This window comes from Syntrophobacterales bacterium, assembly GCA_031274925.1.
GTDB lineage: Bacteria > Desulfobacterota > Syntrophorhabdia > Syntrophorhabdales > Syntrophorhabdaceae > PNOM01.
The window spans coordinates 1-11,670 of record JAISPL010000046.1; the positions used below are offsets into that span (position 1 = coordinate 1).

Here is an 11,670-nt window from a genome sequence, read left to right on the forward strand (position 1 = left end):
TAAGAACCTTTCACCATTGCGTAAAACAAGATGCAAAGCGCTTTCTTGGGCTAAAACATTGATTATTAGATTCGCCTATCGCCTTCCTGAAAATTGTACCAGCACTCTCTCAACCGATATACTGTTTAGTCCCATAATCACAAAGAAACAAGTCTGTGTCTTTACCCGCTTAATTAACTATGTGATCATCCGATGGGCGAGGATGTGACTGAGGAGGGAGGGTTTTAAGGACAAGCAGAGATTGAGAAAGAAAAAACGGGGATTGATATGCCATTAACGTTCAGTTCCGTAAAAACTTTGCCTATTTTCAGTACATCATAACTGAAAGCAGGTAAAGTTTTTGCGATTGTTTGCCAATTAAAACAAAGAATAATGTTGATAATAGAATGTTAATATAGATGATATTATGATATAAAATTATCAAAGGGTTGTGACATTATGAAATGTAGACAATGCGGAAGCGAAAAGTCAGTAAAGAACGGTCAGTACCCGGACGCCAAGCGATACAAATGGATAACCGACGCTTCCCATGTTCAAATTACAAATCGCTAATTGCTGTAAGGGACGTATGCGGTAGCAGCAAGAATGTATACATCATGGTATTGAGGCCGAAAAAGAAGGAGACGTTTCAGATAGTTTATCTACGCAAGTGGAATTATTTGCCGATACTTAATTCTTTATATAGTGCAGTAAACAGGCATTCCGTAGTCGAGTATTGCGGTTGAGCCTTGGATTGATATGGGAGATAATTTTAAATAGGAGGTAGCAATGAGTAAGGTAGAGGTGTTTGAAAATAGACCGGCTGTCCTCGGAATCAATGGACTGGGAAGAATCGGGAAATTGACGCTGTGGCATCATGTGGGCAGAAAATATTTCAAAGAAATCATAGTGAATGTGGGACGCGAAGTGGGGAAGGAGATGTCGGCCCTGGTCCAGACTATTGAGAAGGATGCCACATATGGGCTGCTCCACACATTTCTTTATGGCATAAGGGCGGAGAGACTTATTGAGATAGTCGATGAGAGCAAAGGCAAGCTTATGATAGATGGGATACCAGTTACCGTGCTCCGCGAGGCAAGAAATCCAAAAGATATTCCATGGCGCGACTACGGAGTTGAAGTTGTTGCCGAATGTACAGGTAAGTTCGGAGATCCGACTGCCCCGTTCGATGGAGAAAAGGGTTCCATCAAGGGACATCTGGCAGGAGGAGCGAAAGTTGTGATAAATTCCTCGGCCTTCAAGATCAAAAATAAGGCTCTGAAGATGCCCGATGATGCTATCACGCTGATATACGGGATCAACCATCATGCCTTTGACCACAAAAAACACAGACTTATATCGGCGGCTTCGTGCACAACGACGGGACTTGCGCACATGGTGAAGCCATTGCTTGAAAATAAAGATACGAGCATGATCCTTACCGCTTCCATGTCCACAGTCCATGCGGTCACCAACACCCAGAATGTGCTGGATACCGTGCCTAAAGCGGGAGAAAAGGACCTGCGGAAGAACAGAAGCATTCTCAATAATATTATTCTTACGTCGACCAACGCGGCAGACGCATTATCTCAGGTAATTCCCGAGGTCAAAGAGATCGGATTCATGGCTGACTCCATCAGGGTCCCCACAAGCACGGAATCGCTTATAGTGCTGAATGCCACGTTCCAGCCTCGCATGAACAAAGACGGAAGTGCGCCGTCCATAACGACGAAGAGTATCAATGGTCTTTACAAAAAGGTTGCTGAGAGCGACCCTGAGCGTCTGGTGCGTTACACGGAAGAGCAAAATGTTTCTACGGACCTCATCGGTGTGAATGCGGCCATAGTGATTGAGGGGCAGTTCAACCACAGTCGTACAGCCTTTATGTCGATTGACCTCTCTCAGGTGCCGAACCTCCCAGAGACGGCGGTACAGGCGCTGAAGAGTGAGCCGATCAGAGTGCCCGTTGTTCACGCAAAGATTTTCGGATGGTATGATAATGAATACGGAAGCTACACAAACAGGATGGGAGACCTGACAGTTCATACTCATAAGCAGCTTTCATAGGTAAAACTTACAGCCAACAACAGAAATATCCGGGCCCTTGCGATCCTGCTTAAGGGCCCGGATGACATTTATAGCGTTATTTTGAAAGGTTCTTCAGATTTGCTTTCGTGTTTTCCCAGGTAAACAGAGCCGCTCCAACCGTCAATACTTACGAAGTCGCCACCTCTGATCGTAAAATCGTCTATAAGACTGTAGCCCTCCGTTTCATAGACTCTTAGCTTGCCGAATCCCACAACACCCACCTTATTAAGTTGAGGGATTGTAACCGCTGCGTGGGACGTACCTCCGCCTTTCGCGGTGAGGAGACCATCGACCTGCAAGAGAATGCCAACGTCTTCCGAGACAGTATCTGGACGTATCAGGATGAGTTTGGTTTCGGGCTCTCTTTCCCTATAATAGTTGATCTCGTCTTCAGAATAGACGGCTCTGCCAGACAGGGCGCCGCCGCTCACCCCTATGCCTGCACCCAGGAGTGAGGTCTGGAGGACCGGGGTATCCTTGAAGATCATTTGCCGCTTTGTCTCCGACTGCGTCATATCCCTGGTTTGTAATATATGGAGACCTTCTTTCGTCGGTGTCTCGAAAGTAAACTCTATTTCCTGATGGTGAAAACCTTTTTCGTAGATGATAATGTCGGCCAGCGTCACAAGTTCGTGGTAAATTTCAGGGAATCTCTTTTCAAGTGATATGTGGGAAATCCTTCGTTCTGTGATCCTTTGATGCTCCGATATAGGATACGTCTCCACAAGCCCCGATACAATGTCATCTCCCTGAACGCCGAAAATAAAATCTCCATATAGCGCCACTTCGGGTGACGACCCTTTGGGGTTTCTGGTAAAGATTACCCCTGACCCGGAATTCTCATTCAGGTTGCCGAATACCATTGCCTGTACAATGACTGCCGTGCCCCACTCGTTTGAGATGTGCATTTCATGGCGGTAAATGTTCGCCTGGTCGGAGTACCATGACGCAAAGACCTGAAGGATTGCCTGTTTGAGCTGCTCGGCCGGATCATCCGAAACCTCTATCCCTCTTTTGCTCATTGCCTGTTTGTAAGAAAGAGCGATCTGTCTCATCTGCTCCAGGTTGAATTGGATTTTCCTGTCGATGTTGTACTTGAACTTGAAGTCGTTGATAATCCTGTCAAAGAAATTCCGGTCAAGATTTTGAAACATACCCCACGTTTGCAGGAACCGTCTGTAACAGTCCCAGGCAGCCCATTCGAATCCTTTTTTCTTGCTGAGTCCCTCGGCAATGGCCTCATTTATTCCCACATTCAAAAAGGAATGCATCATTCCGGGCAGAGAAATGGTGGCCCCGCTTCTCACCGAAAGAAGCAGCGGGTTGTCCGGGTCCCCGTACTTTTTCCCCACTGCCTTCTCGAGTTTTTTTATCTCGTTATTGATCCTATGGGCCATATCGTTAAAGATGTATTTGTAGCCGAGCACAGCCTCATAGCTCCTAAAGACCTGGGTAGTAAGAATAAAGCCTTGGGGGACAGGAAAATTGAGCGCAGCTAGTTTCTTGAGGAAATACCCTTTATTTCCTATAAGGATTTGGTTATCTGTCTGACGGTTTTTCTTATAAATGGGGGAGATGGTCAGCTCTGGTGTATATGTCATCACGAGGTTGAGAATTTGTTTACTGTCTTTGAACTTGTCGAGTTCGGCATTCAGAGTCCTGATGATTGCGTTTACCAGGTTGTCGAGCACTTGTAAGCCGAAGGATGAGGCTATGCTGGAGCGGAAAAAGTTCTCTGAAATTTGGTGTACGGCCTGCTGATGCAGACCGGCTTGACAGTCCTGCTCAGCCTCTGATGTTGCAGGAAAGTCCCGGTTTTGCCGTATAATGACGGGCAGATTCAAACTGTGGGCGTCGATATAGTAGTCCTTGATTATGTCGTGAATACCTTTCGAGATAAACTGAAAGATATCGACATACTGGTCTACGGAGAATTGTTGGAGTTGAAGTGCAGAGGTTATGTATTTCATCTTCGATACCAGACCTTCGGTGGCGATGCCCTCCAGTTCCAGCGCCTTGACATAGAGCCACAGGTATTTGTGGATCTTCATAAGCGTGCTCTTTGTAATGAACTTGAGATTAAGCGATCGCATCAGTTCCTCAAACAGCGTCGTGGCATAATTTTCCAGGCGAAAGGAGAGGCCCACGGCTTCGAATTTTTCTTCTTGATAGGTGCCGTACATGGACGGGATGCCTTCGGCGATATGTCTCTTGTGGTAAATGTTTTCGAAATAGACCGTCTTCTTCGGTGATGATATCCGTTCCTTGAGTATCGATAGAAAATTCAGGATAATCGTCAGACTCTGGTAATAATTCTTCTTGAGTATATGTCTCCGGAGAGAATGGATTTTTTTTAGGCTGAAGATGCCTGTTACCTCCAAGTCTTTCAGGAGGTCGATGTGAAGAAAATTATATTTTTTATAGAGAAGCTGATAGAATCTGATAATTATGACCGTTCGCTCCCTGTCTCGCTCTCCCACACCTTTTATGTGTTGCAACTCTCTTTGTGTTCTCTGTATGTCCCAGTTGAGAAACCCCTCAGGTTCATTGTGAACTTTCGGGAAGAGGGTGTTGAAGATGGCATGAAGACCATCAAAATACTCGCCGCTATTCGGAATCTGTTCGAAAACCTCCGGTGGTAGATGGGCCTCAATGAACTTCTTTTCACCAGAAAACCAGAAGCGGAAAATATCCTCAACAAAAGTCACAAGGAGACTGTTGCTTTCCACATGGGATTGCTTGCGGAGGAAATAGACGAGTTTGTCATTCCTTTGAGAAAGCTCGTCAACTCTGGCGGACGTTTCTCTCAGCTCTCCTTCCGCACCTATTTCCGTGAAATAGATGGGAAAAATTCTCAATAATTGCTTGACAAGATTGTAGGCGGGCTGTATATCGGAATTGAGGAGTCTAGAAATATCTTTTTGCAGGAGGTCTATGTCTCTCACAAAGACGCCGCCCACTTTCAGATTGATTATCAAGGCGGACAGAAGCTTTTTTGCCCAACGAGGGCGCAATGCAATAATGGAAAGCCATGAACGTATATTCATTATATGTGCTGGATTTACCTTTATCTGCCAATCTGCAGTTGAACCGCTGATTTCGGGATACTGAAATCCGAAGAGAATCAACTCCTCAATCATTGCATCCACAAGGGGGTGTTTTTTGTAGTCGAATACTTCCTTGGCCAGAGTGGTGATGCAATCTATGACTGCGCCCCTGTACTGAGGGAGTGCGCTGCCTTTGAGCAAGGAAAAGACCTTCCTTAAGAAATAGGCCAGATTTTCATCGTTCTCCTCTTTAAATACCAAGTGGAGACAGCGGTTTATTTCTTGGAGGAGATTGTTGTGCATGTCCGAAAGGCCGGGCATATTCATCATATTAAAGAGAAAGTCGAGTTTTACGATATGTTGTCGGCCCGAGAATGCTTCGGATCGTTCAAGGTCATCAGCGATCACGAAGTAGCCGTTCGCGATCTGAGCGTTGTCAGGCATGGAAAGGTACGAAACCAGTCCGGGAGCGACAGAAGAGGCAGCATTGTGGATGTCTTCCAGTTGCATAAGCAAGGCTCGCAGGTTCTTGTGGCTGAGAGGGGTTATGAGATTATTGAAGACCCGGAATCCCTCATCATTTATGTGGTCCTGATTGAACCAGCCGGCCGGGTCCGGCTGAGACATCCAGAAAAGATAAGTTTCTTTTAAAAGGCAATAAAAGAGTGTCTCAATAGAGGCTGTTGCAGATAAGTCCAAGTCCGCCGCAGTGATAGCCCTCACGAGGGTCTTCATATACGTTGAACTTTTTCTGAAAACCGGACTATGAGTTTCGTACATTACTCCAAGGGACTCAGAGAAAGAGGCTAAGAGGGACACGTTCCGAGTAAATAACTCGCGGCTCTTATTTACGATAGCGACCATATAGTCAAAGAGGTAGCGTATACCCGTTTCTTTGACGCCTTCATCGGAAGCATGACGGATTACATCGAAATATATATCCAGAAGGAGCATGAGAGCTCTCAAGCCCTCAGGGTGCGCATTGATTTCATAAAAGCTTCCTATCGAGAGAGTCCTAAGCTCCTTGAGGACATATTCCCAATTTGCATATGGGTGGTTTAGCTCAAGGAGCAGGTTGCTTGTGCGCTTGAAAATTCCGTAACGGCTTTCAATAGTCCGGAGAAGAGGTTCAAATTTGTCGGGAATTTCCACTTTGGCTGCAGTTCTCTCTAAGTTCACTTGAAGGGCCGAAGATTTGAAGGTTTTCATCTGTTCGTCCATAATTTACCTCTTCACTACATGATATTTACACTAAAACTGTAAACAAAAAAAAGGGGGTGCAGATCTGCACCCCCTTTTTTTTTTTTACAGTTTTGCAATTACTTGTTTAGTTTGCTCTTAAATTTTACAATCAGTTTGGGCACGATCGCATTGTAGTCGGCCACAATACCGTATGTGGCGGCTTTGAAGATCGGGGCGTCAATATCTTTATTGATTGCCACTATGCAATCTGATGTCCTCATACCTGCGAGGTGCTGGATTGCGCCCGAAATGCCGCACGCGATGTAAATTTTAGGCTTCACTGTTTTGCCAGTTTGCCCTACCTGGTGTTCGTAAGGTATCCAATCTGAATCGACAGCCGCACGGGAGGCGCCGACTGCTCCGCCCAATATATCGGCAAGCTCTTTGAGGGTTGTAAATCCTTCTGGTTTTCCAACGCCTCTGCCGCCCGCTATGATGATATCGGCTTCTACCAGGTTGACCTGGGTTTCTGCCTTGACGAATTCGAGCACTTTTGTTCTTAGATCATCTTCTGCCACTGCAAAGTCTTCTTTGATCAGTTCACCGCTCTTTGATGCATCTTTCTCGGGCATGGCGAAAGCCTTCGGTCTCACTGTGGCGATCTGAGTTGAGTCTTTTTCATTGACTACAGTAATGGTGTAGCTGCCGCCGAATGCAGCCCTTGTCATCTGGAGTTTTCCTCCGTCAATGGCAAGATCGATGGTGTCTGTGCAGATACCGCTCTGAAGTAATGCAGACGTGGCTGCTGATACATCGGATCCCTGACTTGTTGCTCTGAACAGTGCTATGCTCGGTTTGTGTTTGTCAAGAAGGAAAGCAGCCGCCTTTGAATAGGCGTCTGGTCTGAATCCTTTGAAAACGGCTCCGTCAACTGCATACACTTTTGACGCACCATACTTAAATGCTTCTTCCGCGATGGCATTAACATTCTCGCCTACCATAAAAGCGCAGAGACCCGCTCCGAGACCATCCGCCAGTGTCTTACCAATCCCCAGGAGCTCAAAGGACATGGGGGAAATATCTTCGTGCTTATGCTCTATATATACCCATACATCGTTAGCCATTGTCGTTCCTCCTGCCGTTATTTTATGACTTTCAAGTCTATTAGTTTATCGACGAGGGCAGTTGTGACTTCTTCAACCTCGCCTTTAAGAACCTCGCCTGCTCCTCTCGGAGGAGGTACGACGATCCCCACGACTTTCGTGCAGGAACCGGCGGTGCCTACTTTGGCCTTGTCTATCCCGAGATCATCAGCTGACCACTGGGGAATGGGGATTTTGGCAGCCTTTCTGATACCCATGAGGTTGGGCAGACGTGGTTCGTTGATACCCTTGATGACCGATATCACTGCAGGCATTTTGGCCTCAACAACTTCGGTGCCGCCCTCTATGGCTCTTTCTACTACCATTTTTTTGGCGCCGGCGTCAATTGATCGAATCTTGGATACGTATGTCAACTGGGTAAAACCAAGGATGGAAGCGATCTGTGACCCTACAACGCCCGTATTACCGTCCGTCGACTGCTTTCCGCAAAACACCACATCCACATCGCCGATTTTCTTTACGGCAGCGGCAATAACGCTCGCGGTAGCAAACGTATCCGAACCTGCAAATGCGGGATCGGTAAGCTGGTAGACTGAATCTACAGTCAGGGCAAGGGCGTTTCTTAGTACATCGGCAGACTTATCGGGACCCATAGTAATCGCGACGATTTCGCCGTCGTAGTTTTCTTTTGTGAGTAAAGCTTCCTCTAGCGCGAATTCGTCGAAGGGATTGGTAACTGAATCCATTGCTTCTCTATTCAGGATACCCTTTGGAACATCCCATTTCACCTCTGCTTCGGTGTCGGGAACCTGTTTTATACATGCTACTATTTTCACAGTGTCCTCCTTAGTGGTTTTTATTGACCCGTAAACGTGGGTTTTCTTTTTTCTACAAATGCCGTCATTCCTTCTTTCTGGTCCTTCGTGGCAAAACAGAGCCCGAAATCCTTGGCTTCCAGTAACAGGGCTTCTTCCATCCCCAGGTAAAGGCTCTTGCTGATACATTCTTTTGCGAGGGAAATTGAGGATGGACTGTTGGCCTTGATCTGACCGGCAAGTTTCATTACTTCATCCATAAGCTGGTCTGCAGCGACCACTTTGTTGATGAGTCCCATCCCATACGCTTCCTGGGCGCTGATTGTTCTGCCGGAAAATATCAGTTCCTTCGCTTTTGCCAGACCTGCCAGTTTTGCTGTTCTCTGAGTCCCGCCGAAACCGGGAAAAATGCCGAGAGTGGTCTCCGGAAAGCCGACTTTTGCTTTCTCGGAAGCATAAATAATGTCACATGCGAGAGCTACTTCGAACCCTCCGCCGAGGGCGTATCCGTTAACTGCCGCGATAACAGGTTTCCTCATATTCTCCAAGGAGCCAAGGGCATCATGACCCCTTTGCGAGAAAGTCATGCCCTCAAGGGCGCTCAGATCCTTCATTTCAAGTATATCGGCCCCTGCAATAAAAGCCTTGGTGCCTTCGCCCGTCATAATGACCACACGCACGGCAGGGTTATTATTGAGTTTCTCGGCCACATCTTTAATCTCAACAAGCGTTTCGGAATTGAGTGAGTTTAGTGCTTTCGGCCTGTTGATTTTTACAATCCCTATACCGTCATTGATTTCAACGAGTAAGTTTTTGTACTCCATATACTATGCCTCGCTCTCGAGAATTGCCGCGAGTCCCTGTCCGCCACCGATACACATTGAAACAAGACCATACTTGAGCCCGAGTCTCTTCATCTGATAGAGTGCCGTCGTGACGAGCCTTGCACCGGTGCAGCCGATTGGGTGACCAAGCGAGATTCCTCCGCCGAACATGTTGCATTTATCCGTATTGACATTCAATTCTTTTATACAAGCGAGTGATTGGGAAGCAAAGGCTTCGTTAAGTTCGATAAGATCAATCTGATCAAGGGTCATGTTTACTTTTTTCAATGCTTTTCTGATGGCGGGTACCGGGCCGAGCCCCATGTATGCTGGGTCTAAGCCGCCACCTGCGTAGGAGATGATTTTGCCCATGGGTTTAATTCCAAGTGCATTGGCCTTGTCTCTTGACATCAAAACCACGGCAGCGGCTGCATCATTCAAGCCTGACGCGTTGCCAGCAGTAACGGTTCCGTTTTTCTTGAACGCAGTGGCCAGCTTGCCCATTTTTTCCATCGTTGTATCCATCGGTCTCTCATCTGTGTCGAATACGATTGGATCTCCCTTTTTCTGGGGCATTACAACAGGAATGATTTCTGGTTTGAAAAGACCTTCTTTTATTGCCTTCATCGCCCTCTGATGGCTCAAGAGGCCGAACATGTCCTGCTCTTCTCTTGATATACCGAATTTCTCCGCAATATTTTCCGCAGTTACGCCCATATGGTAACCGTAGAAAATTTCCCAAACGCCATCAAGGACCATAAGGTCCACCATCTTGGTGTCGAACATACGAGCTCCCCATCGGGCGGAGGGCACTGTAAAAGGTGCTTGGCTCATGTTTTCCATGCCGCCTGCCACGACGACCTCGTTATCGCCAGCCGCTATGGTCTGAACTCCGTTGATGATGGCTTTCAGGCCTGAAGAACAGACTTTGTTTATCGTGTAAGCATTTGTCTCTTTTGGTACGCCGCCGAATATGGAAGCCTGCCTGGCTGAATTTTGCCCCAAGCCCCCCTGGAGGACGTTACCCATGATTACTTCATCAATCTCGACTTCTTTAAAACTGCTGTCGAAGTTATAATACTTTGCCTCAAGTTCCGTATCGGTTTTGCCACCAAAAATGTCGGGCGCGACGTCTTTATCCTTGTTCTTTGAAGGACGTATGCCTGCCCTTTTGATTGCCTCATTAATAGCAAGCCCACCGAGTTTGACAACGGGAACATCCTTCAGTGATGCACCAAAGCTACCAATAGCTGTTCTTGCGCATGATACTATTACTGCCTCTTTCATGGTCATCTCCTTTCAAATTGAGAAAAATGTCACAATGTTTCTATCGTAAATTAGTGAATTTGTCAATGAATTTTCACATATTTAGGTGAGCAGTCCCCTTATATGGTAAGGCACCAAATAGGGGTCTTTGAGTCGGGCGAGTTCCACGTGGTTCTTCCCGTGGGATACTAAAGAAGTTCTTCGGAGATAGACCAGGTTCCTGATAGCATTAAACTGTACCCAGAAAAATGGACACCTGCAAAAGGTAAAGATGCGTAACGTCTCTGTAATATGGACAGCGTAAATTTATTAAATCCTCAAAGGCGGGCATCATGGATACATCAAAAGGCGTATGATGTATCCATTTCGGTAAAGCGTTACCAGTATACCATGAAATTCTCAGATTAACTTTTACTATCTGAAAATTGTCCCTGACAAGAGGTACACTTTACATTTGTTGGATCAACAAGGGTTTTTGAGGAAAAAGGTGTGCAAATGTTTACTTTTTATGCAAGTCTGTTAAAATGTAAATTTAGTCGAAAGGGGGTTTACGGATGAACCGAAGAATAACCATATTTTTCATTGTGACTCTTTGTGTTGTCCCGATACTGGGTCTAGTTGCCGTGGGGGCGGAGGAGGTTGATCATAAGTGGCAGGAGTATATGAAGGACGGGCGCGGCCTGACATATTACTACGATAAAGAGAGCATTACATTCCCTTCAGGCGGTATCATAAAACTATGGAGGAAGAGAGAATTCCCGGTGCGGGCGGCGCAAAAGACAATTATGTCTCTAGATGAAATAGACTGTTACAAACAGAAATATCGCTCAGTGCAAATGCAGGTGGCACAATGGAATGAAGAAGTCGAGACATTCAGTAGAGTCCAGGACTGGATGACCATATGGGGTGATACGCCGGAGGAGTGGTTTCTCGACAATACGTGTAAGGAAGTCCGGACGAAAAAATAGAGACAGTAACGGGAGCTTGCGACGAAACTTACCGGCTTTCGAGGTGGCTTGATGCCATAAATGAGTTGAGTGGCGTATACGATCTAAGACCGTAAAGAGGGTGAGGTTTGCATTCCTTCGGCCTTGAGACATACGAGTCGGGTCGGTTCGAACTTGCTGAAATGCGACACCAAAAAAGCATATTGCCGCACTACGCTTGAGAAGGCGGAGGGCGTAACCATGTTCAGTCTTATCGTTGAAGCATTAAGATAGTTGTAGTACAATCTACCCCTTTACCCCCCCCTTATAAGCAACGGCATATACACCATACCTTACTTAAGAAGGGAAAAACTATGGGACATGTATTACATGCTCACGCCAGGACAACTCAGGTAGTGCGTAGAGAAATAATAAAATAG

The 11,670-nt window shown here is 46.4% G+C and carries 7 protein-coding genes; 2 read left to right on the forward strand and 5 right to left on the reverse strand.

The features are described 5' to 3' along the window. Positions 1–768: 768 nt before the first annotated feature. The gene (locus LBQ00_08165) at positions 769–2,046 is read left to right on the forward strand and encodes a glyceraldehyde-3-phosphate dehydrogenase (GenBank protein ID MDR2018820.1); all 1,278 of its coding nucleotides are present in this window, start codon (positions 769–771) and stop codon (positions 2,044–2,046) included. Between the two features lie 68 nt (positions 2,047–2,114). On the opposite strand, the gene LBQ00_08170 is transcribed toward LBQ00_08165, so the two are convergent. From LBQ00_08170 to LBQ00_08190, 5 genes are all read right to left on the reverse strand, one after another. Beyond that, a complete protein-coding gene (locus LBQ00_08170; GenBank protein ID MDR2018821.1) occupies positions 2,115–6,335 on the reverse strand; it encodes a hypothetical protein in 4,221 nt (1,406 codons plus the stop codon). A 98-nt stretch (positions 6,336–6,433) separates the two neighbouring features. After that, positions 6,434–7,420 (reverse strand): electron transfer flavoprotein subunit alpha/FixB family protein, encoded by a 987-nt coding sequence (locus tag LBQ00_08175; GenBank protein MDR2018822.1) that lies wholly within the window; start codon positions 7,418–7,420, stop codon positions 6,434–6,436. A gap of 17 nt (positions 7,421–7,437) precedes the next feature. Continuing rightward, the gene (locus LBQ00_08180; GenBank protein MDR2018823.1) at positions 7,438–8,235 is read right to left on the reverse strand and encodes an electron transfer flavoprotein subunit beta/FixA family protein; all 798 of its coding nucleotides are present in this window, start codon (positions 8,233–8,235) and stop codon (positions 7,438–7,440) included. 20 nt (positions 8,236–8,255) lie between these two features. Further along, complete coding sequence (locus LBQ00_08185) at positions 8,256–9,038, reverse strand: enoyl-CoA hydratase/isomerase family protein (protein ID MDR2018824.1); 783 nt, start codon at positions 9,036–9,038, stop codon at positions 8,256–8,258. A 3-nt stretch (positions 9,039–9,041) separates the two neighbouring features. Beyond that, on the reverse strand, positions 9,042–10,325 hold the full coding sequence (locus LBQ00_08190) for an acetyl-CoA C-acetyltransferase (protein MDR2018825.1): 1,284 nt from the start codon (positions 10,323–10,325) through the stop codon (positions 9,042–9,044). A gap of 533 nt (positions 10,326–10,858) precedes the next feature. Here LBQ00_08190 and LBQ00_08195 point away from each other — a divergent pair. Continuing rightward, positions 10,859–11,272 carry a hypothetical protein gene (locus tag LBQ00_08195; GenBank protein ID MDR2018826.1) on the forward strand — a complete coding sequence of 138 codons (414 nt, stop codon included), beginning with the start codon at positions 10,859–10,861 and terminating at the stop codon, positions 11,270–11,272. Positions 11,273–11,670 lie beyond the last annotated feature (398 nt).

What these genes read in the sequence shown, in the direction of transcription:
- LBQ00_08195 (MDR2018826.1), top strand. Translation starts at nt 10,859, where the DNA reads ATGAACCGAAGAATAACCATATTTTTCATTGTGACTCTTTGTGTTGTC.
- LBQ00_08175 (MDR2018822.1), bottom strand. Translation starts at nt 7,420, where the DNA reads ATGGCTAACGATGTATGGGTATATATAGAGCATAAGCACGAAGATATT.
- LBQ00_08165 (MDR2018820.1), top strand. Translation starts at nt 769, where the DNA reads ATGAGTAAGGTAGAGGTGTTTGAAAATAGACCGGCTGTCCTCGGAATC.
- LBQ00_08170 (MDR2018821.1), bottom strand. Translation starts at nt 6,335, where the DNA reads ATGGACGAACAGATGAAAACCTTCAAATCTTCGGCCCTTCAAGTGAAC.
- LBQ00_08190 (MDR2018825.1), bottom strand. Translation starts at nt 10,325, where the DNA reads ATGAAAGAGGCAGTAATAGTATCATGCGCAAGAACAGCTATTGGTAGC.
- LBQ00_08185 (MDR2018824.1), bottom strand. Translation starts at nt 9,038, where the DNA reads ATGGAGTACAAAAACTTACTCGTTGAAATCAATGACGGTATAGGGATT.